Origin of the sequence: Sphingomonas hankookensis (genome assembly GCF_022664465.1) — a bacterium.
Lineage (GTDB): Bacteria > Pseudomonadota > Alphaproteobacteria > Sphingomonadales > Sphingomonadaceae > Sphingomonas > Sphingomonas hankookensis.
On sequence record NZ_JAKREV010000002.1, the window covers coordinates 347,599 to 371,019 of the forward strand.

At 67.5% G+C, this 23,421-nt stretch carries 24 protein-coding genes and 2 tRNA genes; 9 read left to right on the forward strand and 17 right to left on the reverse strand.

What is annotated here, in order from left to right; genetic code table 11:
- Positions 1-248 precede the first annotated feature (248 nt).
- The 8 genes from MF610_RS06970 to tkt form a co-directional block, all read right to left on the reverse strand.
- Positions 249-896, reverse strand: coding sequence for a hypothetical protein (locus MF610_RS06970; RefSeq protein ID WP_242194258.1), 648 nt, complete (start codon positions 894-896; stop codon positions 249-251).
- Entirely contained in the window at positions 896-1,801 is a 906-nt protein-coding gene (locus MF610_RS06975) for a fructose bisphosphate aldolase (RefSeq protein ID WP_242194260.1), read from the reverse strand. The genes MF610_RS06970 and MF610_RS06975 overlap by 1 nt, the downstream gene beginning before the upstream one ends.
- Before the next feature lie 26 nt (positions 1,802-1,827).
- The gene (locus MF610_RS06980; protein ID WP_242194262.1) at positions 1,828-2,142 is read right to left on the reverse strand and encodes a type II toxin-antitoxin system PemK/MazF family toxin; all 315 of its coding nucleotides are present in this window, start codon (positions 2,140-2,142) and stop codon (positions 1,828-1,830) included.
- An 8-nt stretch (positions 2,143-2,150) separates the two neighbouring features.
- On the reverse strand, positions 2,151-2,387 hold the full coding sequence (locus MF610_RS06985) for a ribbon-helix-helix protein, CopG family (protein ID WP_055755878.1): 237 nt from the start codon (positions 2,385-2,387) through the stop codon (positions 2,151-2,153).
- A 193-nt stretch (positions 2,388-2,580) separates the two neighbouring features.
- The gene (locus MF610_RS06990; protein WP_242194265.1) at positions 2,581-3,771 is read right to left on the reverse strand and encodes a phosphoglycerate kinase; all 1,191 of its coding nucleotides are present in this window, start codon (positions 3,769-3,771) and stop codon (positions 2,581-2,583) included.
- A gap of 109 nt (positions 3,772-3,880) precedes the next feature.
- Positions 3,881-4,357 carry an MOSC domain-containing protein gene (locus MF610_RS06995; protein WP_242194267.1) on the reverse strand — a complete coding sequence of 159 codons (477 nt, stop codon included), beginning with the start codon at positions 4,355-4,357 and terminating at the stop codon, positions 3,881-3,883.
- Positions 4,358-4,361: 4 nt separating this feature from the next.
- The gene (gene gap / locus MF610_RS07000; RefSeq protein WP_242194269.1) at positions 4,362-5,369 is read right to left on the reverse strand and encodes a type I glyceraldehyde-3-phosphate dehydrogenase; all 1,008 of its coding nucleotides are present in this window, start codon (positions 5,367-5,369) and stop codon (positions 4,362-4,364) included.
- A gap of 12 nt (positions 5,370-5,381) precedes the next feature.
- Positions 5,382-7,361, reverse strand: coding sequence for a transketolase (gene tkt / locus MF610_RS07005; protein WP_242194271.1), 1,980 nt, complete (start codon positions 7,359-7,361; stop codon positions 5,382-5,384).
- A 116-nt stretch (positions 7,362-7,477) separates the two neighbouring features.
- On the opposite strand from tkt, the gene MF610_RS07010 reads away from it, so the two are divergent.
- The 4 genes from MF610_RS07010 to MF610_RS07025 all read left to right on the forward strand — a co-directional run bounded on the left by MF610_RS07010 (position 7,478) and on the right by MF610_RS07025 (position 8,915).
- Positions 7,478-7,669 carry a hypothetical protein gene (locus MF610_RS07010; protein WP_242194274.1) on the forward strand — a complete coding sequence of 64 codons (192 nt, stop codon included), beginning with the start codon at positions 7,478-7,480 and terminating at the stop codon, positions 7,667-7,669.
- Positions 7,669-7,968 (forward strand): cell division protein ZapA, encoded by a 300-nt coding sequence (locus MF610_RS07015; RefSeq protein ID WP_242194276.1) that lies wholly within the window; start codon positions 7,669-7,671, stop codon positions 7,966-7,968. Before MF610_RS07010 ends, MF610_RS07015 begins: the two co-directional genes overlap by 1 nt.
- Before the next feature lie 183 nt (positions 7,969-8,151).
- A complete protein-coding gene (locus MF610_RS07020; protein ID WP_242194278.1) occupies positions 8,152-8,703 on the forward strand; it encodes a 5-formyltetrahydrofolate cyclo-ligase in 552 nt (183 codons plus the stop codon).
- The gene (locus tag MF610_RS07025; RefSeq protein WP_339328514.1) at positions 8,700-8,915 is read left to right on the forward strand and encodes a DUF2842 domain-containing protein; all 216 of its coding nucleotides are present in this window, start codon (positions 8,700-8,702) and stop codon (positions 8,913-8,915) included. Before MF610_RS07020 ends, MF610_RS07025 begins: the two co-directional genes overlap by 4 nt.
- Positions 8,916-8,932: 17 nt before the next feature.
- Here MF610_RS07025 and MF610_RS07030 read toward each other — a convergent pair.
- Positions 8,933-9,009: transfer RNA gene (locus tag MF610_RS07030), tRNA-Asp, on the reverse strand.
- A gap of 77 nt (positions 9,010-9,086) precedes the next feature.
- A complete protein-coding gene (locus MF610_RS07035) occupies positions 9,087-10,325 on the reverse strand; it encodes a carbohydrate porin (RefSeq protein ID WP_242194280.1) in 1,239 nt (412 codons plus the stop codon).
- Positions 10,326-10,462: 137 nt separating this feature from the next.
- Between MF610_RS07035 and MF610_RS07040 the strand changes: the two genes are divergently transcribed.
- Positions 10,463-11,623 carry an amidohydrolase gene (locus MF610_RS07040; RefSeq protein WP_242194283.1) on the forward strand — a complete coding sequence of 387 codons (1,161 nt, stop codon included), beginning with the start codon at positions 10,463-10,465 and terminating at the stop codon, positions 11,621-11,623.
- 3 nt (positions 11,624-11,626) lie between these two features.
- On the opposite strand, the gene MF610_RS07045 is transcribed toward MF610_RS07040, so the two are convergent.
- Entirely contained in the window at positions 11,627-12,787 is a 1,161-nt protein-coding gene (locus MF610_RS07045) for an acetyltransferase domain-containing protein (RefSeq protein ID WP_242194285.1), read from the reverse strand.
- Between the two features lie 104 nt (positions 12,788-12,891).
- Between MF610_RS07045 and MF610_RS07050 the strand changes: the two genes are divergently transcribed.
- A complete protein-coding gene (locus MF610_RS07050) occupies positions 12,892-13,818 on the forward strand; it encodes a 2-hydroxyacid dehydrogenase (protein ID WP_242194288.1) in 927 nt (308 codons plus the stop codon).
- A gap of 35 nt (positions 13,819-13,853) precedes the next feature.
- On the opposite strand, the gene MF610_RS07055 is transcribed toward MF610_RS07050, so the two are convergent.
- Both MF610_RS07055 and MF610_RS07060 read right to left on the reverse strand, forming a co-directional pair.
- A tRNA-Asp gene (locus MF610_RS07055) sits at positions 13,854-13,930 on the reverse strand.
- A gap of 21 nt (positions 13,931-13,951) precedes the next feature.
- Positions 13,952-15,217 carry an AI-2E family transporter gene (locus MF610_RS07060; RefSeq protein WP_242194290.1) on the reverse strand — a complete coding sequence of 422 codons (1,266 nt, stop codon included), beginning with the start codon at positions 15,215-15,217 and terminating at the stop codon, positions 13,952-13,954.
- 101 nt (positions 15,218-15,318) lie between these two features.
- On the opposite strand from MF610_RS07060, the gene MF610_RS07065 reads away from it, so the two are divergent.
- The 3 genes from MF610_RS07065 to MF610_RS07075 are packed head-to-tail and all read left to right on the forward strand — an operon-like array spanning position 15,319 to position 18,331.
- Positions 15,319-16,473, forward strand: a complete 1,155-nt coding sequence (locus tag MF610_RS07065; protein ID WP_380870845.1) for an 8-amino-7-oxononanoate synthase — start codon at positions 15,319-15,321, stop codon at positions 16,471-16,473.
- The gene (gene bioD / locus MF610_RS07070; RefSeq protein WP_242194292.1) at positions 16,470-17,093 is read left to right on the forward strand and encodes a dethiobiotin synthase; all 624 of its coding nucleotides are present in this window, start codon (positions 16,470-16,472) and stop codon (positions 17,091-17,093) included. Before MF610_RS07065 ends, bioD begins: the two co-directional genes overlap by 4 nt.
- On the forward strand, positions 17,090-18,331 hold the full coding sequence (locus MF610_RS07075; protein ID WP_242194294.1) for an adenosylmethionine--8-amino-7-oxononanoate transaminase: 1,242 nt from the start codon (positions 17,090-17,092) through the stop codon (positions 18,329-18,331). The genes bioD and MF610_RS07075 overlap by 4 nt, the downstream gene beginning before the upstream one ends.
- Before the next feature lie 19 nt (positions 18,332-18,350).
- On the opposite strand, the gene MF610_RS07080 is transcribed toward MF610_RS07075, so the two are convergent.
- Genes MF610_RS07080 through MF610_RS07095 form a run of 4 tightly spaced genes read right to left on the reverse strand, consistent with a single transcriptional unit; the run spans position 18,351 to position 23,386 of the window.
- The gene (locus tag MF610_RS07080) at positions 18,351-18,641 is read right to left on the reverse strand and encodes a plasmid stabilization protein (RefSeq protein WP_242194296.1); all 291 of its coding nucleotides are present in this window, start codon (positions 18,639-18,641) and stop codon (positions 18,351-18,353) included.
- 49 nt (positions 18,642-18,690) lie between these two features.
- Positions 18,691-19,701 (reverse strand): glycosyltransferase family 4 protein, encoded by a 1,011-nt coding sequence (locus MF610_RS07085; RefSeq protein ID WP_242194297.1) that lies wholly within the window; start codon positions 19,699-19,701, stop codon positions 18,691-18,693.
- On the reverse strand, positions 19,701-21,260 hold the full coding sequence (locus tag MF610_RS07090) for an alpha-amylase family glycosyl hydrolase (RefSeq protein ID WP_242194300.1): 1,560 nt from the start codon (positions 21,258-21,260) through the stop codon (positions 19,701-19,703). The genes MF610_RS07085 and MF610_RS07090 overlap by 1 nt, the downstream gene beginning before the upstream one ends.
- 35 nt (positions 21,261-21,295) lie before the next feature.
- Entirely contained in the window at positions 21,296-23,386 is a 2,091-nt protein-coding gene (locus MF610_RS07095; RefSeq protein ID WP_242194302.1) for an acetyl-CoA carboxylase biotin carboxylase subunit, read from the reverse strand.
- Positions 23,387-23,421 lie beyond the last annotated feature (35 nt).

Here is a 23,421-nt window from a genome sequence, read left to right on the forward strand (position 1 = left end):
GCGCGCGTTTCGTGCACACATTTGCGAGTGACTATTAATATTAAGTCGTCCCGTTCGCTTGCCACTAAAGAAGAGGCGGAATCCCGGTCAACCCGGGGTGATGGGGTGAGCGATGCGCGACAATGACAAAGAGCACCGGACGCTGGAGCGCCCGACGTCCTTTTGCCATAGCTTGTGCTCTGTAGGACAGCGAAAGCGCTGAAACCGGTGGCGTCCGATCTATCGCTGGAGTCTTTTGCCCGGCGCCATCAGCGCCTGACCTTCAATTCGGCCTGCATGTCCGCAGCGATAACGACTTCATCTGTCGTACCAGTCGCACGCAGCGCCCGTATCCGCTGACGCATCGCAACCGACCGCCGCCGCTCAGGCAGTTTCGCAATAGTGGTATATTCCCGGACGGCCTTCACCCAAAGGGCGTTCAGGCCGCTGACATCTTCCGCGTCGCGCGCAAAGGGTCCTCGGACCAACATCCACTTGCCACGCTGGTCACGCGACAGAAACAGCACCAGCTTCATCCCGCGCGCGAAGGTATAGCGGACGCAGCCGCCAATCAGGGCGCCCTCGTTCGGTTCACGCAGTTCGCGTGGCGCGCTGCGGAAAAGGATCGTGCGATCTTGCGTTATGATCGATTCGGGAATGGCTATCCGGCGGGGCGCTATCGCACCATGCAGGATCATGCGGGTGGTCGCCAACACATCGCCGCCCCATTCCGGCGTGGGTGAACGGCGTTCGCCGTCCACCTCGGCTATGACGATCGCGTCGGCTCGTGCCGCGAGGTCCAGCGTAGTCGGCGGTCGATATTTCGGTGACACCGAACAGGCCAATGCCGGGCCGGCCCACGCCGATCCCAGCAGCAAAACGCTGCCGAGAAGCGCGTGGACCGGCGTCGCAGGCATTACGCCGCGACGAACGTCTTTTCGGTCGAGGCGCAATGGATTTCGTCGATCGCCTTGCCCAGGGCCCGGTCGAATTCGGCGTCGGTCATCTGCTGACGCAGGTCGGACAGCAGCGCCCGGCTGAAGCTGGCGATGATGCCCGGGTTCTTCGCCAGTTCGGCGCACGCCTCGGTCCGGCTGAAACCGCCCGACAGCGCCACCACGCGCAGCACGCGCGGATGGTCGACCAGCGGCTGGAACAGGCCGGGCTCGGCCGGGAGCGAGAGTTTCAGCATAACCTTGTCGTCGCCGGTCATGCCATCAAGCGCCTTGAGCGTTTCGTCGAGCAGGATCGCGTCGGCCTGCGCCCGCTCGGCGCTCTTGATGTTCACTTCGGGTTCGATGATCGGCATCAGGCCGTGCGAGAGCACCTGATCGGCGATCTCGAACTGCTGGCGCACGATCGCGGCGATGCCGACGCGGTTGGCGAGGTTGACGACCGAGCGTTCCTTGGTCCCGAAGATACCGAGCTTCGCGGCGCGGGCGAGCAGCGTGTCGAGATCGGGGTTCGGCTTCATCAGCTGGACGCCGTCGGCTTCGTTCTCGAGGCCCTTGTCGATCTTCAGGAACGGCACGACGCCCTTGTCCGCCAGCGCCTGCGGCACGGGCTTGCCGCCCGCCTGCCCGTCCATGGTGCGTTCGAACAGGATCGCGCCGATCACCTTGTCACCGGTGAACGCGTCCGACAGGATGATGCGGGCGCGCATATCGTGGATCAGGCCGAACATTTCGTCGTCGGTGGTCCATGCGCCGTCCTCGACGCCATAGCCGTTCAACGCCTTGGGCGTCGAACCGCCGCTCTGGTCGAGCGCGGCGATGAAACCCTGTCCGTCGGCAATCTTCGCAGTCATGTCAGCGGTGTTCATGTCGATCCCCTTGGGTTCGTGAAATGTCAGAGTGCGAGCCAGCGCCGCAGCGCCTGATCCACCTGCTCCATCGATGTTGCCGTCGCCTGCCCCAGCACGCGGACGATACGGCTGCGGCGGAGCGTCTTGATCTTGTCGACCTGCGCCTCGCTTTCGACCGAGATGCCGGTCGTGTCGGACGGCGCGAAGGGCACGCGGAACAGCGTCTCGCCACCGGTCAGGCTGGTCATCGGGACCAGCGTGACCGAGGCGTGCGCCTCGTTGAACAGGTCGGACTGGACGACGAGGAACGGGCGACGCTTGACCGCCAGTGCTTCGGGCCCTTCGACCAGCACGATCATGCCGCGCTTTATCTCCACCGGCCGTCCTCCGCTTCCACCCGGTCGAAGAACGCCCAGTCGGCGCCGTCGTCGCGCGCCGCGGCGCGTTCGGACTGGCGGCGGGCTTCGGCGCGAAACGCCTCGTCATGGAGTTCGACATAGCGGCGCACGGCATCGCGGGCGATATCGCTCTTCGATCGTCCCTGCGACCGGGCGACATTGGCGAGCCGCTCTTCCAGTTCGGTGTCGAGTCGTACCCCTAGCAACGCCCTGCCCTTCGTTTAACGTGTTGAACGGGTAGTCGGGGTTGGCGGTGGGATCAAGCGGGTTGTGGGGTTTGAACGGGCAAAAACGACGTACCCCCGCGCAGGCGGGGGTCCAGGGGCCAAGCAACGCGGCGTAGCGTTCGGCGCTCTGGCCCCCCGCCTGCGCGGGGGTACGGTGGATCGGGTGGCAGACTTAGCGGATCAGCGCGGCGACGCCGGGCAGTTCCTTGCCTTCCATCCATTCGAGGAAGGCACCGCCGGCGGTCGAGACGAAGCTGAACTGGTCGGCGACGCCGGCCTGATTGAGCGCGGCGACGGTATCGCCGCCGCCCGCGACCGACACCAGCGATCCGTCGGCGGTCAGCGCCGCCGCCGTCTTGGCGAGCGATACGGTCGCGACGTCGAACGGCGGGGTTTCGAAGGCGCCCATCGGTCCGTTCCACACCAGCGTCCGGCAGTTCTTGAGCACATCGCCCAATGCCTCGGTCGCGGCGGGGCCGACGTCGAGGATCATTTCGTCGGCGGCGACTTCGTGGACGTTGACGGTACGGGTCGCCGGGTTCGGTTTGAATTCCTTGGCCACCACCACGTCGTACGGCAGGTGGATGGTGCAGTTCGCCTTCTCGGCGGCTTCGAAGATTTCGTCGGCAGTGCCGGTCAGCTCGTGTTCGCACAGCGACTTGCCGACATTCACCCCGCGCGCGGCGAGGAAGGTGTTGGCCATGCCGCCACCGATGATCAGGTGGTCGACCTGTCCGACCAGATGCTTCAGCACGTCGAGCTTCGACGACACCTTGGCCCCGCCGACGACGGCCGCGACCGGGTGCTGCGGGTTGCCCAGCGCCTTGTCGAGCGCGTCGAGTTCGGCCTCCATCTGCCGCCCGGCGAACGCGGGCAGCTTGTGCGCAAGGCCTTCGGTCGAGGCATGCGCGCGGTGCGCGGCGGAGAAGGCGTCGTTGACGTAATAGTCGGCAAGCGCGGCCATGGTATCAACGAGTTGCGGATCGTTCTTCTCTTCACCGGCGAAGAAGCGGGTATTCTCCAGCACGGCGATATCGCCCGGCTGCATCATGCGGACCGCCTCGGCAGCGCCGGTCCAGTCGACGAAGCGGACTTCGCGACCGAGCACGTCGGACAGCGGCCTGGTGACCGGGGCCAGCGACATGGTGGGGTTCGGCTGCCCCTTGGGACGGCCGAAATGGGCGAGGATCAGCACGATCGCGCCGCGATCCGCCAGTTCGGTGACGGTGCCGATCGTCGCGCGCAGGCGGGTGTCGTCGGTGACGGCGCCATCGGCCATCGGCACGTTCAGGTCCTCGCGGACCAGCACGCGCTTGCCGGTGAGGTCGCCCATGTCGTCGAGCGTTTTGAAATTACGGCTCATGTCAGTTCCCCTGATGGCCACCCGTTCGTCCTGAGTAGCCATTGAGCAACGTCGAACTGCCATATCGAAGGACCGATGCTTCGATACGGAACTTCGACAAGCGCAGTCCCTACTCAGCACCAACGGGGGTAGTGGTTTCAATTCGTATCGTGTCGCCGACGCTGATCCGGCCGCCCTCGATCACCTGCGCCAGCGCGCCGCCGCGCCAGTCGGGGGTGAGAGCCGCGCGCAAGCCTTCGGCGATCGTCTCCATGCGGCTGCACGGATCGCATTCCTTGGTAATTTCAAGGAGAACCTCGCCGACGCGGACGCGCACGCCCAGCGTCTGCGGCAGGTCGAAATCCTCGACCAGCAGGTTCGCGCGGCGCTCCCACCAAGGCAGTTCGTGGCCGATCAGCGTCATCGCCTGCGCCCAGTCGCCGACTTCCATCAGCGACACCTGCCGCTTGTTGCGGCCGGGTTTCAGCGCGCCGCGGAAGTCGCCGTCCAACCCGGTTTCGACGGTGACGCGCACCGTCTGCACCAGTTCGATCGGCCCGCGCGAAAAGGCGTGGCGGGCGATGCCCTTCAGGATACCGCCCGCCATCGGGTCAGCCCAGCTTCGCCATCGCAGTCGCGGTGTCGACCATGCGGTTCGAGAAGCCCCATTCGTTGTCGTACCACGACACGACGCGGACCAGCTTGCCGTCGAGCACGGCGGTTTCGAGGCTGTCGACGGTCGACGAGGCGGGGGTGTGGACGATATCGATCGACACCAGCGGTTCGTCCGAGAACACCAGCACGCCCTTGAGCGGGCCCGATTCCGACGCCGCCTTCAGGATCGCGTTGACCTCGTCCTTCGTCGTGTCGCGCTTCGGCGTGAAGGTCAGGTCGACGAGGCTGCCGTCCGGCACGGGCACGCGGACCGCCGAACCGTCGAGACGGCCCTTCAGTTCGGGCAGCACTTCCCCGACCGCACGGGCGGCACCGGTGGTGGTCGGGATCATCGACATCGCGGCGGCACGCGCGCGGCGCAGATCTGGGTGGATCTGGTCGAGGATCTTCTGATCGTTGGTATAGGCGTGGATCGTGGTCATCAGACCGCGTTCGATGCCGATCGAATCGTTCAGTACCTTGGCGACGGGCGCTAGGCAGTTGGTGGTGCACGACGCGTTCGACACAATCGTGTGGCCGGCCTCCAGCTTGTCGTGGTTGACGCCGTAGACAACGGTCAGGTCGACATTCTTGCCCGGCGCCGAGATCAGCACGCGCTTCGCACCGGCGTCGATATGCTTCTGGCACGCGTCGCGGTCGGTAAAGAAGCCGGTGCATTCGAGGACCAGCTCCACGCCCAGTTCCTTGTGCGGCAGGTTGGCGGGATCACGCTCGGCGGTGACGCGGATGCGCTTGCCGTCGATGACCAGATCATCTCCCTCGGCGGCAACCTCACCCGGATATTTGCCATGGACCGAATCGCGGCTGAACAGCCAAGCGTTCGACTTGGCATCGGCGAGGTCGTTGATCGTGACCAGCTCGAGCCCGCTGTCGGGGCGTTCGAGGATCGCGCGCGCCACCAGACGGCCGATGCGTCCGAACCCGTTGATCGCTACTTTCGTCATATCCGCGTCTCCTCAGTTGCCAAGCCGTGCCAGCACCTTCGCGGTGATGGCATCGGCGGTCAGTCCGAAATATTCGTAGAGCTTGTCCGCCGGGGCCGACGCCCCGAACCGGTCGATGCCGAAGCGCAGGCCGTCGACCATCGTGTAGCGTTCCCAGCCGATCGTCGTCCCCGCCTCAATCGACACACGCAGGATCTCGTCGGGGCGGGCATGCGGCAGCACGTCCTCGCGGTACGCGGCGTCCTGCGCATCGAAGCGCGACCAGCATGGCATCGACACGACGTCGGCACCGATGCCATGCGTTTCAAGGCTGGCGGCGACGCCGAGCGCGATCTCGACTTCCGAACCACTCGCGATCAGGATGACGCGGCGGTCGCCCTCGGCATCCTTGAGACGATAGGCACCGCGTGCCGAGCGGTTCTCGGTAGCGCTGTCACGGACCTGCGGCAGGTTCTGCCGCGACAGCGCGAGCAGCGACGGACCGTCGCGGCGCTGTACCGCCAGTTCCCAGCATTCCGCGGTCTCGACCGCATCGGCGGGGCGATAGACGTCGAGGCCGGGGATGATGCGCAGGCTCATCACATGCTCGATCGGCTGGTGGGTCGGACCATCCTCGCCCAGACCGATCGAGTCGTGGGTCATGACATAGACCACGCCGGCATTCTGCAGCGCCGACAGCCGGATCGCCGGACGGGCATAGTCCGCGAAGACGAGGAAGGTGCCGCCATAGGCCAGCACGCCGCCATGCAGCGCCATGCCGTTCATCGCCGCCGACATGCCGAATTCGCGGATGCCGTAATGGATGTAGCGGCCCGAATAATCGTCCGCCGTCAGCGGCTGGAGCGCCTTGGTCTGGGTATTGTTCGAGGGGGTCAGATCGGCCGAGCCGCCGATCGTTTCGGGCAGCGAGGCGTTGATCGCTTCCAGCGCGAGCGAAGAGGCGACACGGGTCGCGACCTTCTTCGGATCGGCGAGCAGGTCGTCGACATGGTCCTTGAGCGACCAGCCGTCGGGCAGTTTGTTCGCCATGCGGCGTTCGAATTCGGCACGGTCGGCATGGGCCGACAGGCGGGCGTTCCAGTCGGCATGGACCGACGCGCCGCGTGCGCCGACGGCCTTCCACGCCTCCGTCAGGGCCTCCGGCAGATGGAATGCTTCGTGTTCCCAAAGCAGCGCGGCGCGGGTGGCGAGGATTTCCTCCGCCCCCAGCGGCGAACCGTGAACCTTGTGGCTGCCACCCTTGTTCGGCGCGCCCTTGCCGATGACGGTGCGGCAGCGGACCAGCGACGGACGCGGATCGGCGGCAGCTTCGGTGAGTGCGCGTTCGATATCGGCAAAGTCATGGCCGTCGCACGCAACGACGTGCCAGCCGGTCGCGGCGTAGCGCGCGGCGACGTCCTCGCTGGTCGACAGGTCGGTCGATCCGTCGATGGTGATGCGGTTGTCGTCCCACAGGACGTTCAGGCGGCCGAGCTTGAGGTGACCGGCAAGGCCGATCGCCTCGTGGTTGATGCCTTCCATCAGGCAGCCGTCGCCGGCGATGACCCAGGTGCGGTGATCGACCAGTCCGTCGCCGAACACGGTGTTCAGGTGCCGCTCGGCCGTCGCCATGCCGACCGCCATGGCGAGGCCCTGCCCCAGCGGACCGGTGGTGCATTCGATGCCGGGCAGCTCGAAATTCTCCGGATGGCCGGCGCACGGGCTGCCGAGCTTGCGGAAGGCGGCGATGTCGTCGATCGTCGGACGGGCATAGCCGGTCAGATGAAGGAGCGAATAGATCAGCATCGATCCATGCCCCGCCGACAGGATGAAGCGGTCGCGATCGGCCCAATTCGGGTCGGCGGGATCGAATTTCAGGAATTTGGACCACAGGACCGTCGCGACGTCCGCCATGCCCATCGGCATGCCGGGGTGCCCCGAATTGGCGGCCTCCACCGCGTCCATCGACAAAACGCGGATGGCGTTGGCGAGTTCGAGCTGGGATATGGTCACGCGCACTCCTGTTGGGCGCTACTAGGGTTGCGCGAGCCTTTGGAACCGTCACGCGTATCAGTCAACCGCCAAACCCGAGGCTTGTTTAACATGTATAGCAGCGATAGTTTCTTCGGATGAACGACGACCCCCATGCAGCCGCGGTTGCGCGTATCGAACAGGCGTTGTCGCGGATCGAACGCGCCGCACAGGTGAAGGTCGATGCGAATCAGGCGATCGCCACGCGGCATGCCGCGCTCAAGGCGCGGATCGGCGATGCGATCGGCGCGCTGGACGCGGTGATCGCGCGTGAAGCGGATGCCGACTGATGGGACAGATCACGCTCAACATCGCCGGGCGCAGCCACCAGGTAGCATGCCGCGACGGCGAGGAACCCAAGCTGAGGGCGCTGGGGGCGGTGCTGGAACGCCATGCCGCGGCCGCGCAGCGGGCGTCGGGCGGGTCGTCGGAGCGAACGCTGCTGTATATCGCGCTGATATTGGCCGACCAGTTGAGCGAAGGGCCGAGCGATGCGCCGGCCGATCCCGCCCCGGCAGTACTGGAGCGGATCGCCGAACGACTGGAAGCGGTCGCATCGGCCCTTGAGGCGCCGGGCCCGGACGCCTAGATAGGAGTCGGCGGGACTGCCCGGTGCGAGCCATGCATAATCCCTGAGGCTATTTCTTCATCCATGGGGGTTGTCCCTGCGCAGATCCTGGTCTGACGTACATGATCCCCACCTGACGTACCGTGCGTCAGTGGATAACGCGGCAAACGGCCCATGGTGGTTCCGCCACACCTTCGGACGGATATGATCGACAAGACGAGCTTGCGCCGCGCATTGCGGGCGCGCCGGCGTGGCTTTGCCGCTACCTGTCCGCCGCTGCCTGCCCCATCCCCGCTGTTGATCGAAGCGCTGCGCCCTGGCGTCATCGTCGCCAGCTATGTGCCGGTCGGCGGGGAAGCCGATCCTGCGCTGTTCGATGCGGCGGTGCTGGCCGCAGGCGGGCAGCTGGCATGGCCGGTCGTGGTCGACCTGGCATTGCCCATCACCTTCCATGTCGCGCCACCGGAGGCGATGATCGAGGGCCCCTACGGCCTGCGCCAGCCCGTGGCGGCGGACGGCGGCGTCGTACCCGACATCATTCTCACGCCGCTGGTCGGGTTCGATTCGCGCTGCAACCGGCTGGGCCAGGGGGCGGGCCATTACGACCGGGCGTTTGCGCTCTGGCCGGACGCGCTGCGAATCGGTATCGCGTGGTCGGTGCAGCAGGTGGACGACCTGCCTCGCGACCCATGGGACGTGCCGCTGCACATGATCGTCACCGAAGCCGATACATTCTTGCCGGGAGGCCCCAAGTGAACGAACCGACCTGGCGCAAACCGGTGGGCGTGCTGGCGATCCTCGTCATGCTGACATTGTGGGCGGTGGCGGTCGCGATGCTGTCGCCGGTAGTCGGCGGCTGGCACTGGGTGCTGCAGCTGGCATTCTACCTGATCGCCGGCATCGCATGGCTATGGGTACTGCCAATGCGGCGCATGCTGTCGTGGATGGAAACGGGCCGCTGGCGGTAGCGCCGATCCGTGAAGGATGGCGCGAGTGACGGGGCTCGAACCCGCGACCTCCGGCGTGACAGGCCGGCGCTCTAACCAACTGAGCTACACCCGCTCTCTAGCGAGGAGGCGGCCTGTAGGATAGCCGATCGGCGGTGTAAAGCGTGTTCTTGGCAAGCACCGGCAAAAAGGTCATTCGGCGATGGTCGCGGTCAGGCGCAGGCCGAGCACCAGCGCGTTGTCGACCGTCGGGTTCAGCCCCGGTGCGACGATATACTGTACGTGCGGCTGGACGCCGATCCCGTCGGCGATCGCGAGGCGGTGGTTGAGTTCGATCAAGGCCTCCCCCCTCGGCGGCGTTCCGATCGTCGCGCGCACGATCGCGCGTGCGGCGCTGCCCGCCCCGGCATAGGCGATGGCGATCCCGCTATCGTCGGCGGGCCGCGCACCGATCAGCCCGCGCCAGACGAGCCCGACGGAGGAAAAGCCGGCGATCAGATTGGCACGGTCGCTCGCCACCCCCAGCCGGAAGAAGCCGCGCATTCCCCGCGCCCGGTCGCCCGCCAGCTGTGCCTCGCCCCGCAGATAGGCGCCGCGGCTATGCACCTGACGGACGACCGGCGCGTGGGTCGCCACGTCGAAGCGGTCGTCGCTGCGCGCGGTATAGGTCCAGCCGCCGGCGAGCAGGCGGACACGGCCCAGTTCGGCATCCGCCTCCCCGATCAGCAGCGCGCCGTCGCCGCCGCCGATGCCGATCCAGATGCGGCGCGGATGGGCGGGATCGTTCGGCACGCCATCCGCCGCCGCCGCGCGCAGCGTCAGCCGGTTGCCGACCTTCACCTGCCCGCGGACCGACAGGCTGGTGCTGGGAAAGGTCGACGGCCCGGCCCGCCCCGATCCGCCCAGTTCGCTGCCCATGCCGAAGCCGCTGTTGACGAACAGCAGCGACGTCTGAACCGCGTCGAATTCGCTGTTCACGTCGTACAGCCCGACCTTCACCGACCAGCGGTCGTCGGTGCCGCGATGCTCGACCCAGCCCTCCAGCAGATGGAACAGCGGCACGCCGGTTTCGATGCTCGACGCGATCTGGCCATCGCCCACCACGTCGCCGCTGAAGCTGGCGCCGTTATTGTAGAAACCGTGGACCAGCACCGTGGTACGCGGGACGACGCCCAGCGCGTCGAGATCGGCGGTGGCGATCGCGCTGACATTGTTGATCCAGCGCGTACCGCGCCGCCGCCCGCCCGCGACCGACGACAGGATATCGCCGGTATAGGCGAGTTGCAGGACCAGCGGATCGCGCGCCTCCACCTCGGGCAGTTCGACATTGCCGGGCGCGCGCTCGACGCTGGGTGCGGCAACCTGTGCGACGGCGGGTGCGGCAATGCCGCATGCCGCTATCGCCCCAATCACCGCCCTGCCCCGTGCCATCCGCATTCCCGTCCGTTACGATCTTCCTGGCGAAGACGGCAGGGGGTGTCGCGAATTTCGCTATACGATCGCGCGAGCCGCCGGGGTTGACCGGGATGTGGCAGCGGCGGCAAGCTGACGCTTTCGCGAGGGCAGCCATGTACCAGCGTTTCGCCGAGATCGTCGATGCCGTGACCGCGATCCGGCACGATCTCCACGCCCATCCCGAACTGGCCTTTGCCGAACATCGCACCGCCGGAATCGTCGCCGAACAGTTGCGTGCCGCGGGGCTCACCGTCACGACCGGGATCGGCGGGACCGGGGTGGTGGGGACGCTGACCCATGGGCGGCCGGGTGCGACACTGGGCCTACGCGCCGACATGGATGCGCTGCCGTTTCAGGAACAAGGCGCGCCGCCCTATGCCAGCACCCGTCCGGGCGTGTTCCATGGTTGTGGCCATGACGGACATACCGCGATCCTGATCGGCGCGGCGCGGCATCTGGCCAGCCTGCCGCCGTTCGACGGCACGATCCATTTCCTTTTCCAGCCGGCCGAGGAGGGACAGGCGGGCGCGCGGGCGATGATCGAGGACGGGTTGTTCGAACGCTTCCCGTGCGACAGCGTGTTCGCGCTGCACAACTGGCCCGACCTGCCGGCGGGCGAGATCCGCACGCGCGCCGGGCCGATCATGGCGGCGGCGGACAAGTTCGTCATCAGGGTTCTTGGCAAGGGTGGGCATGCCGCCATGCCGCAAGGGACGCCCGATGCGGTGCTCGCAGCAGCGCAGCTGGTCACGCAGCTCAACACCATCGTCGCGCGGCGGATCGCACCGACCGACCCCGCGGTGCTGTCGGTGACGCAGGTCAACGGCGGCGATACGCACAACGTCCTCCCCGCGGAGGTGACGCTGGTCGGCACGGTCCGCACCTTCGATGTGGCGGTGCAGGCGCGGATCGAGGCGGCGATCCGGTCGGTCGCGGCGGGGATCGGTATCGCCAGCGATACGCGGATCGAGGTCGACTATATCCGCACCTACCCGCCGACGATCAACGACGCGCGGTCGGCGTCGATCGCGCTGGAGGCGGCGGCCGCCGCCGGACTGGCGCACGGCGAGGCGCCCGATCCGGCGATGACGGCCGAGGACTTTTCGTTCATGCTACAGGCCTGTCCGGGTGCCTATGTCTGGCTCGGGCAGGCGCGCGAGGGGGGCGAGAACCCCGCGCTGCACCACCCGCGCTACGACTTCAACGATGCGATCATCGGCCCCGGCATCGCGTGGATCGCGGCGCTGGCCGCGCGGGTGGTCGGGGCGCGCTAGGCTTCAGAGATATTTTAGCCAGCCGATATCGTTGCGGCGCTGCTTGAACTGCGCGAACCGGCGGGTCGGCAGGTAGAGCGCGGCCAGCAGCACGGCATAGAGCGCCCAGATGCCGGCGAGATGGTCGAACCCGTACACCGTCCCCCGGTTCGGACCCCACAGCCCGAGTGCGATCAGGTACAGCGCGCGCAACAGGTACAGGTGCAGCAGATAGAAGAACATCGGTGCCGCGCCGAAGATCGCCAGCGCCGGAATCAAGCGCGACGCCTGCCACCGCTCGAACGCCGCCAGCAGCAGCGCACCGAGGCCGACCGTCGGCAGCAGGTACAGCAGCGATGGCGGATATTTGGTGAGCGCGAGGAAACTGATCGCAGTGCGCAGCGGCGTGCCGGCATCGAACCATGGCCGGTCGCCATAGATATTCAACGTTCGCAGCACGACGAACCCTGCGATCAGGCCGAGCCCCAGCAGCACCAGCCGCCGCAGCCGCCGCAGCCGCACGGCCGGGGCGGTGGCGTTCGCGAACCACGGACCGATGCCATAGCCCAGCAGGATCAGGCCGATCCATGGCAATACCGGATAGGTCGTCTTCCAGGTAATGCCGAGAAATTCGAACGCGGCGCGCTGGTGCAGCAGCGCCCACGGCACGAAGAACGCGTCGCCCGGCGCCAGCACGATGCCGTCGAGCAGATTATGGCCGCAGACAACGGCCAGCCCCAGCGCGACGATCACCTTTCGCGAACAATGCACCGCACCGGCGAGGACGACCATGCTGGCGCCGATCGCCCAGATGACCTGCAGCCACAGCGTCTGCGGCGGGAACTTCGCGCTCCACGCGAACGAGACGAAGGTAATTTCGAAGATCAGCAGGAATGCGCCGCGCCGAAGCAGGAAGTCGGACATTTCGGCGCGCGAATGTTTCTGGCCGTACAGCCATGCCGACAGCCCGGTCAGCGCGACGAACACCGGTGCGCAGATCGAGCTGAGCAGCCGGGTGAAGAACAACGCGGGCATCACCGTGGTGGCGTCGACCGGATCACCAACCTGCAAATGGGTGAAGAACGTCTCGCGGACATGGTCGAGCAGCATCACGACCATCACCAGCCCGCGCAGGGCATCGATCGATTGCAGGCGGGTCGTCGGGCGCTTCGCTTCCAGATGCATTGCGGCGATGTATACGTGATAACATATCCTTAGCAACCGTGCGGTGCTTGACCGGGCAGACGGCGGTGCGGCACGACCCTAGGTTCATTCGATGGAGGCGACCGATGGCATTGCTCTATACTGCGCAGCCGGCGCGCGGCGAGGCTTGGGCGGCGATATTCGCCGGGGCGATGCCCGACCTCGACGTGCGGCTGGCGCCGGCGATCGGCGATCCAGCAGACATTCGCTATCTGGCGGCGTGGACGCTGGCGCCGGGACTGATCGAGACGCTGCCGAACCTCGAGGTGCTGTTCTCGATCGGCGCGGGCGTGGACCAGCTCGACCTGTCGCAGGTGCCGGCGCAGGTGACGGTGGTGCGGCTGGTCGAACCGAACCTAGCCGCAGCGATGGCGGAGTATGTCGCGATGACGGTGCTGGCGCTGCACCGCGACCTGTACGCCTATGCCGAGCAACAGCGTGCCGGCGTGTGGCGGCAGTTGCCGCAGGTGCCGGCGGGGGAACGGCGCGTCGGGATCGCCGGGCTGGGGCAGATGGGATCGGCGGCGCTCGATGCGCTGGAACCGTTCGGGTTCGCGCTGTCGGGCTGGAGCCGGTCGCCACGTTCGCTGCCCGGCGTGACCTGTTTCCACGGCGATGACGGCCTGGGGGACTTTGCGGCGCAGGCGGACATTCTGGTCAACCTGTTGCCGCTGACGCCCGAGACGCGCGGGTTTCTGGGACGTACGCTGTTCGAACGCATGCCGTCGGGCGCGGCGATCGTCAGTGCGGGACGTGGCGGGCATCTCGATGCGGCGGCGCTGGTCGCGGCGCTGGATGCCGGACGGCTGTCGCGCGCGGTCCTCGACGTGACGCCGGTCGAACCGTTGCCGGCCGCCGATCCGCTCTGGCACCATCCCCGCGTCGTAGTGACACCGCATGTCGCGGCGGCGACGGACAACGAAGGGTCGGGGAAAGCGGTGCTGGCGAACATCCGGCGGCACCGCGCGGGCGAACCGATGCTGGGCGTCGTCGCGCGCGAACGGGGCTATTGAAGGGTCGCGATCCGGCGCATCCATGTGATGCGCCATGGCGCGAGTGACGGGGCTCGAACCCGCGACCTCCGGCGTGACAGGCCGGCGCTCTAACCAACTGAGCTACACCCGCTCTCTAGCGAGGAGGCGGCCTTTACGGAGCCGCGCCGGGGCTGTCAACGGCGCTGTTCGCCGTGGCGGCATTTCGCCCCGACGGCGGTATGTCTTGCACCAGTGTGCCATGTTCGAACAGGAAGCCGGCGATATCGGGCTTGCCCGCGCCCTTCAGCACCGTCTGGATGATGATGAGCAGCGGCACCGCCAGCAACGCGCCGGGCGTGCCCCAGACCCAGCCCCAGAAGCTGAGTGTGATGAGGATCATCAACGGATTGATCGTCAGGCGGTGGCCGACGACCAGCGGGGTGATGACGTTTGCCTCCACCAGATGCGCGCCGACCATGATCGCCGCGGGCAGCAGCGCCCACCAGATATCGGTGAAGGTCATCAACCCGCCCAGCGCGAGCAGCAGCGCGGCGAAGATGGGGCCCAGATACGGCACATAGTTGAGCAGCGCGACGATCCCGCCCCACATCAGCGGCGTCGGCATACCGATATACCACAGCGCCAGCGCGACGATGACGCCGAGCATCAGGTTGATGAGCGTGATCGTGCCGAGATAGGCCGAGGTGTCGTCGACGACGTTCTGGATCACCCGCGCGGTCGCCATCGCCCCGCCGAAGCTGCTGCGACCGGTGATCGCCGCGCGGCGCAGATCGGTCCAGCCCGCCAGGAAGAAATAGATTACGAGGATCGCGAAGAACATTTCCAGCAGCGCCGACGGTGCCGAGGTCGTGACGAGATCGAGCAGCGACTGCGGCGGGGCGACGCTGGCCGCGCTCTGTTTGGCGGGGGCGGTCGCGACGTTGGCGATCAGGCCGTTCACGAATTTTTCGAGGCTGGCATAGAAATCGATCAGCGGCGCGACATTTTCCTGAACGCGGTCGATCCGGTCGGGCAGGATTTGCGCCCAGCCCCATGCCGGCACGACGATCGACGCCAGCGCGCCATTGGCGACCAGCAGGAACAGCAACACGCAGAACAGCGCGGCGAGCGGTGCGGGCACGCGGTGCCGTTCCTGCCATTCGAGCAGCGGCACCAGCGCGATGGCGATGACGATCGCGGCGGTCAGCGGCAGGAAGAAGCGCGCGCCTGCCTGCAACGCGAAGGGCAGCGCCAGCACCAGCCCGACCCCCGCGATCAGCGTCAACGCGGCGAGCAGCCGGTCGCGACGCAGCTCCTCGGTCGGGGCATCGACCACCGCGTCGACCGGATCGGACGGTGGCGTCGCCGCCGTACCGCTCGCCCCCGTCCGGTCGACCGGCGGCCGGGATGCTTCGGATTCGGGTGCGGTATCTGCCATGTATCGAGCCTAGTCCCTATCGGCGGTCCGCGCCATCGGCGGCGTAACGCGCGGGCACCCGATTTGCGCCACGCGGGAGCGGGCGATATGGGCCTCGCCCGATGACCGACGCCCGACAGCATGCGAGCCCCCTGCCCCCGGCGCTGCGCCCGATCGCCGCCGATCTGGCGCGGCTGTCGGCGATCGACCGGCGGCGCGCACTGATGCCGATCGCCGGGCGCGATTTCGCGTCGAACGATTATTTGGGCTTGGCCGGGTCGACGGTGCTGCGCGAGGCGGTCACGGACGCGATCGCGCGGGGGGTGCCGGTCGGGTCGGGCGGGTCGCGGCTGCTGCGTGGCAACCATGCCGAGCATGAAGCGCTGGAGGCCGAGGCCGCCGCGTTCTTCGGCAGCGAGCATGCGCTGTGGTTCTCCAGTGGTTTCGCCGCCAACGCGGCGCTGCTGGCGACGTTGCCGCAGCGGGGCGACCTGATCGTCCACGACACGCTGATCCATGCCAGCGCGCATGAGGGGATGCGGCTGGCGCGTGCCCCGGCGGTGGCGGCGGGGCATAACGATCCGCACGCGATCGACGATGCGATCCGCAACTGGCGGCGGCAGGGCGGCACGGGCAGCCCGTGGATCGCGGTCGAAAGCCTCTACAGCATGGACGGCGACATCGCGCCCTTGGATGCGCTGGCGGAGGTCGCGGCGCGGCACGATGCGATGCTGCTGATCGACGAGGCGCATGCGACCGGCGTGTTCGGACCGGATGGGCGCGGGCTGGCCGCCGCGCTGGAGGGACAGGCGAACGTCGTGACCTTGCGTACTTGTGGCAAGGCGTTGGGCAGCGAAGGCGCGCTGGTGTGCGGGCCGGCGGTCGTCATCGATTTCCTGATCAACCGGGCGCGCGGCTTCATCTTTTCGACCGCGCCGTCGCCGGTCATGGCGACGGCGGTGCGCGCCGGGCTGGGCGTGCTGGCGAACGAGCCGGCGCGGCGTAAGCGGCTGGCGGCGTTGGTCGGCCATGCAGGCAAGCGGCTGGGACCACTCGGCGCGAGCGTGACGGGAACGCAGATCCTGCCGTTGATCGTCGGCGACGACGGGCGGGCGATGGCGCTGGCAGCGGCGGTGCAGGCCGCCGGGTTCGACCTGCGTGGTATCCGTCCGCCGACCGTGCCGGCGGGGAGCGCGCGGTTGCGGATATCGTTGACGCTGAACATCGACGAGGCCGATATCGATGCGCTGGCCGGGGTTCTGGAGCGACTTGCATGACCGCGATCGTGGTGACCGGGACCGATACCGATATCGGCAAGACGGTGTTCGCCGCCGCGCTGACCGCCGCGCTCGGGGCGCACTATTGGAAGCCGGTGCAGGCGGGCACCGACGACGGGACCGATCGGCAGCGGGTCGCGCGGCTGGCGGGGATCGCATCCGACCGTATCCTGCCTGAAGCCTATGCGCTGGCCACCCCCTGCTCCCCACACCGCGCAGCGGCGATCGACGGGGTGACGATCGACCTCGACCGGCTGACGTTGCCGGTGGTCGACGGGCCGCTGGTGGTGGAGGGGGCCGGCGGCGTGCTGGTGCCGATCGCCGGCGCCACGACCTTTGCCGACCTGTTCGCACGCTGGCAGCGGCCGGTGGTGCTGGTCGCGCGCACCGCGCTTGGCACGATCAACCACAGCCTGTTGTCGATCGAGGCGTTGCGCGCGCGCGGCGTACCGCTGCTGGGCGTCGCGTTCGTCGGCGATGCGGTGCCCGACAGCGAGGAAACGATCGTCCGGCTGGGCAATACGCGGCGGCTGGGGCGGTTGCCGCAGTTGCCCGAGCTGACGCCCGACAGCTTGGCGCGCGCCTTTACCGAGGGGTTCGCGGTGGAGGATTTCCGGTGAGCGCGGTGTGGCATCCATTCACCCAGCACGGGTTGAACGAACCGATCCCGCAGATCGTGCGCGGCGACGGCGCGGCGCTGTGGCGTGCCGACGGGCGGCGGATCGTCGATGCGATCTCGTCGTGGTGGGTGACGACGCACGGCCACAACCATCCGCGCATCGCCGCCGCGATCGCCGAACAGGCGGGGCGGCTCGACCAGATCATCTTTGCCGGATACACCCATGAGCCCGCCGAGACGCTGGCCGCCGGGCTGCGCGCGATGCTGCCGGATGCGCTGACCCGCGTGTTTTTTTCGGACTCGGGATCGACCAGCGTCGAGGTCGCGCTGAAGATGGCGCTCGGCTATTGGCGCAACGGGGGCGAGGACCGACACCGCATCCTCGTGCTGGACCATGGCTATCATGGCGACACCATCGGGGCGATGTCGGTCGGCGCGCGCGGGGTGTTCAACCGCGCCTATGCCCCGCTGCTGTTCGATGTCGGGTCGATCCCCTTCCCCGACGCCGGGCGCGAGCAGGCGACCTATGATGCGCTGGCGGCGGCGGCGCGCGCTGGCGCGGCGGCGTTCATCGTCGAACCGCTGGTGCTGGGCGCGGGCGGGATGCGGATGTATCCGGCCGCGGTACTGGCCGAGATGCACCGTATCTGCGCGACCCATGGCGTATTGTTCATCGCCGACGAAGTGATGACTGGATGGGGTCGCACCGGCACGCTGACCGCGTGCGAACAGGCAGGCGTCGTGCCCGACCTGATGTGCCTGTCGAAGGGGCTGACCGGCGGGGCGATCCCGCTGGCGGTGACGATGGCGAGCGAGGCGATCTATCAGGCGCATTATGGGCCGGACCGGGCGACGATGTTCTTTCACTCGTCGAGCTACACTGCCAATCCCGTCGCCTGTGCCGCGGCGAGTGCCAATCTGGCGATCTGGCGCGAAGAGCCGGTAGTGGCGCGGATCGCGTCGCTAGGAGAGCGGCAAGCGGTTCGGCTGGCAGCTATGGGCACGCATCCGCGGGTCGCCAACGCGCGGCGGCTGGGGACGATCGCGGCGTTCGAGCTGGAAGGCGACGAGGGGTATCTGTCCGACCGGGCGCCGAAGCTGATGGCGCAGTTCCGCGAGGCGGGTGTGTTGCTGCGGCCGCTGGGGTCGACGCTCTACGTCATGCCGCCCTATTGCATCGACGATACCGATCTCGACGCGATCTACGCCGCGCTCGGTGAGGCGTGCGACTTGGGTTGATCACGACCGTAGCGCAGCGTTACGACGCGTTGCGGCGGCGGGTTTCCCAGCCCTTCTTCGCGGCGGCCGAGCGATCGGCGGCGGGGCGGTCAGCGGCTGCCTTGCCGCCGTTATGCGCGGATTTGTGCGTATCGGGCTTGCCGCGGCCCGAGCCGGACTTGTTGCCACCGCCCGAATCCTTGTTCACCGTCGCCCAGGCGCGGCGTTCGGCTTCCTCCTCGGACAGGCCGCGTTCTTCATAGCCCTGCTCGATATGCTCGGCCTTGCGCTTCTGCTTGTCGGTATAGCTGCTCTTGTCGCCGCGTGGCATGGCCAACCTCCTGTGGTGAAGGTTCAACCGTCGATGCTGCAGCTGGGTTTCATGCTCCGAGGATCGAGCGGTACAGTGCGTGATAACGCTCGGCCATCGCCTCGACCGAGAAGCGTTCGGCGACGATCCGGCGGCAGTCCGCCCGATCGAGTTCCCCTACCCGCTTAATCGCGGCGACCGCTTCGTCGAGGGTGTCGACGAGGAAGCCGTTGACGCCGTCTTCGATAAGTTCGGGCATCGATCCGCGATTATAGGCGATGACCGGGGTGCCGCACGCCATCGCCTCGACCACCGACAGGCCAAAGGGTTCGTCGAAGCCGATCAGGTGGAGCAGCGCGCGCGACCGGCCCAGCAGGTCGGTGCGCGCGGTGCCGCCGACCGCGCCGTGATAGACGATGCGGTCGCTATCGATGTGCGGTTCGACCTCCTCGCGCCAATAGCGGTCGTCCTGCACGATGCCGGCCATGTGCAGACGGCGTCCGCTGGCCTGTGCCGCCGCGACCGCTGCCGCCGCGCCCTTGTCGGGGTGCATCCGGCCGAAGAACAGCAGATCGTCGCTACCTTCCGCGTCGAACGGGAAGTCGTCCAGCGGGATGCCGTGATGGATCGTCGCGGCATAGCGGAGCGCCGGGTTACGGTCGGCATCGCTGATCGCGACATAGTGCACGCGGTCCTGATAGGGCGCGTACATCGGCAGGATGCGGTCGGACGAGAAGCCGTGGATGGTGGTGACCATCGGCGTATCGACCAGCCCGGAAAAGGCGTGGGCGGGGAAATCGGCCTGGTTGTGGATCAGGTCGAACTCGCCCGCGCGTTCGAACACGTGGGCGAGGTGCGCAAACTCCCACACCTTTGCGTCGATCGACGGGTCTTCGCTGTACGGCGCGGGGACGACTGCGGCGAGGGTCGCGGCGGTCAGGCTGTCCTGCGTGGCGAACAGCGTGACGTCGAGCCCGCGGGCGACCAGCGCCTCGGTCAGCAGGCTGGTGACCAGCTCCCACGGGCCATAGTGGCGCGGCGGCGTGCGCCACGCGATCGGGGCGATCATCGCGATGCGCATCAGTCGACTTTCAGGATACGGCCCTCGGCGGGGCGCAGGGTGACGGGATCGGTAGTGCCGTGGGTTGATAAGAAGACGTTGCCGGGTTCGACGCTGGCCGGGCGGTCGCCGAGGTTCAGCACGATGCGGTAGCGGTCGGTGCCGTCGCTGCGGGTGTAGGTCAGCACGTCGCCGTCGGCGCGAACGTCGCCGATCGCGCCGGTTGCCAGCGCGGGCGTGGCGCAGCGCAGCGCCAGCAGGCGGCGGTAGAGCGACAGCATCGATTCGGGGTCGCTTGCCTGTGCCTCAGCGTTGAGCGGCAGGTGCGCCGGATCGATCGGCAGCCACGGGTCACCGGCGGTGAAGCCGCCCACCGCGGTCCATGGCAGTGGGGTGCGCACCGGATCGCGGCCCAGCCCCAGTCCGGGCTCGCGCAGTTCGCGCGGGTCCTGCACCTTGTCGGCGGGCACCTGCGCGTCGGTCAGGCCCAGCTCGTCGCCCTGATATAGCGTCGGCGTGCCGCGCAGCGTCAGCAGCAGCATCGCCGCTACCCTCGCCTGTGCCAGCCCAACGCGCGTGGCGATGCGCGGGCGGTCGTGGTTGCCGAGCACCCAGTTGGGCCAGCCGCCCTCCGGTAATGCCGCTTCATACTCGACGATGCGGGTGGCCAGTTCGGCAGCGTTCCAGTTCGCCTCGATCAGCTGGAAATTGAACGGCAGGTGGACGCCGGGGGCGTCGGAGGTGCCGTAATAGGTCATCAGCTTCGGGATCGGGAGGTAGATTTCGCCGACCAGCACCGCGCCGAACTCGTCGGCCTGCTGGCGCATCGCGGTGGCGATGGCGTGGACCTCGGGCTGGTCGGTTGAGTGCAACTGCAACACGCGGTGCATGTCGCCCATGCCTTCGCGAAAATCGGGGTTGCGCGGGTTGTCGGGGAAGTCGGCGTGCTTGACCATGTGCCACTGCACGTCGATGCGGAACCCGTCGACGCCGCGATCGAACCAAAAGCGCATCGCGGCCAGCATCGCCGCCTGCACCTCCGGGTTGCGCCAGTTCAGGTCGGGTTGTTCGGGCAGGAAGGCACGCGAATAATATTGGCCGGTGGCGGGGTCGAAGCTCCACGCCGGCCCACCGAAATCGCTGATCCAGTTGTTGGGCGGGCCGCCGTCCGGGGCGGGATCGCGCCAGATATACCAGTCGCGCTTCGGATTGTCGCGCGATGCGCGGCTCTCGACGAACCAGTCGTGCCGGTCCGAGCTGTGATTGGGCACGAAGTCGAGCAGCACCCTGATGCCCGCGGCGTGTGCTTTCTCCAGCAGCGCGTCGAAATCGGCAAGTGTGCCGAAGCGCGGGTCGATCCCGGTATAGTCGGCGACGTCATAGCCGAAATCGGCCATCGGCGACGGGTAGATCGGCGAAATCCAGATGGCGTCGATGCCGAGATCGACCAGATAGTCGAGCCGGTCGGCGATGCCATTCAGGTCACCGATCCCGTCGCCGTCGCTGTCGGCGAAGGAACGTGGATAGATTTGGTAGATGGTGGCGGCCTGCCACCATGGTTGCGCGGATGAAACGATCACTCGCGGACAAGCCGCCAGCGGACGAATCGTTCCGCCTATTCGAACTCCATGATGACCGCATCGACCGCCAGGCTATCGCCGGCGGCATGGGCGATGCGGGCGACGGTGCCGGGGCGTTCGGCGCGCAGGATGTTTTCCATCTTCATCGCCTCCACCACCGCCAGCGGTTGACCGGCCTCGACCTTCTGCCCCTCGACCACTTCGACGCGGGTCAGCAGGCCCGGCATCGGGCACAGCAGGAAGCGGGACAGGTCGGGCGGGACCTTTTCGATCATGTGCCGGGTGAGCGCGGCGACGTGCGGCGGCAGGACGCGGACGATGTGCGAAGCGCCGCGGGCAGTGAGCTTCCAGCCGCCGATGGTGCGGGCGACGCGCGCGGTCAGCTCGCTGCCGTCGATCCGGGCGGTCACCACACGCTGCGACGGGCGCCAGTGCATCACGACGTCGAGCGGTACGTCACCGTCGATGTTGACCAGCAACCCGCCGTCATAGCCGTCGACGCAAATCTCGAAGCGATGCTCGCCGACGGTGACGATCCGCTCGGTCGAGGGCGGCGCCTGGCGACCGAGCTGTCCGTCGATCGAGCGGGCGCGGAGCGATTGTTCGAGGTCGACGAGGACCGCGATCGCCGCCAGTTGGCGCAGTAGCGACCGGTCGGCGGGGGCGCCGTGGAAGCCTTCGGGATATTCCTCGGCGATGAAGCCGGTGGTCAGCGCGCCTTCGCGGAAGCGGGGGTGCTGCATGATCGCGGAGAGAAAATCGATGTTGTTGCCGACCCCGGCCAGTTCGAACCGGTCGAGCGCCGCGACTTGGGCGTCGATCGCCGCTTCGCGCGTCGGGGCCCAGGTGATGAGCTTGGCGATCATCGGGTCGTAGAACATGCTGACCTCGCCGCCCTCGACGACGCCGTCGTCGACACGGGTGCGTGCCTCGGCCGTCACCCCAGCGAAGGCTGGGGTATCCCCGTTGGAGAGTGCATCGACATCACCGGGAGACCCCAGCCTTCGCTGGGGTGACGTATCGGGCTGCCGGGGAGGATCGTAGCGTACCAGCCGGCCGGTGCTGGGCAGGAAGCCGCGATAGGGGTCTTCGGCGTAGACGCGGTTCTCGATCGACCAGCCAGTCAGCTTGACCTCGTCTTGGGGAAAGGCGAGCGGTTCGCCCGCCGCGACGCGGAGCATCTGTTCGACCAGATCGAGGCCGGTGATCTCCTCCGTCACCGGATGTTCGACCTGCAGCCGGGTGTTCATTTCGAGGAAGTAGAAGCTCTCCCCCGTCACGTCCGCGCCGGAGACGATCAGTTCGACCGTGCCCGCCGAATAATAGCCGACCGCACGGGCCAGCGCGACAGCCTGTTCGCCCATCGCCTTGCGCATCGCGGGCGTGACGAAGGGTGATGGCGCTTCCTCGACCACCTTCTGGTGGCGCCGCTGGATCGAACATTCACGCTCGCCCAGATAGACGATGTTGCCGTGTTGATCGCCCAGCACCTGAATTTCGATATGGCGCGGGCTTTCGATGAACTTTTCGATGAAGACGCGGTCGTCGCCGAAGCTCGCCAGCCCTTCGCGCTTGGTCGCCTCGAATCCCTCGCGGACATCCTGTTCGCTCCACGCGAGGCGCATGCCCTTGCCGCCGCCGCCCGCCGACGCCTTCATCATCACCGGATAGCCGATGTCGCCGGCGATGCGCACCGCATCCTCGGTATCGGCGATCTCGCCCAGAAAGCCGGGCACGACGTTGACGCCAGCGGCCTGCGCCAGCTTCTTCGATTCGATCTTGTCGCCCATCGCCGCGATCGCGTTCGGCGGCGGGCCGACAAAGGCGATGCCGGCATCGGCACAGGCGCGCGTGAAACTCTCCCGTTCCGACAGGAAGCCATAGCCGGGATGGATGCAGTCGGCGCCGGTCGCCTTCGCCGCCATCAGGATCAGTTCGGGGTCGAGATAGCTCTGCGCGGCGGGCGCGGGGCCCAGCCGGACGCTCTCGTCCGCCATCATGACGTGCGGCGCGCGGGCGTCGGCATCGGAATAGACCGCGACGGTCGCGATCCCCATCCGCTTGGCGGTGCGCATGACGCGGCAGGCAATTTCCCCGCGATTGGCGACCAGAATCTTCTTGAACAAATCGCTCTCCTGTCCGCCCCGTGACTTCGGGGTCA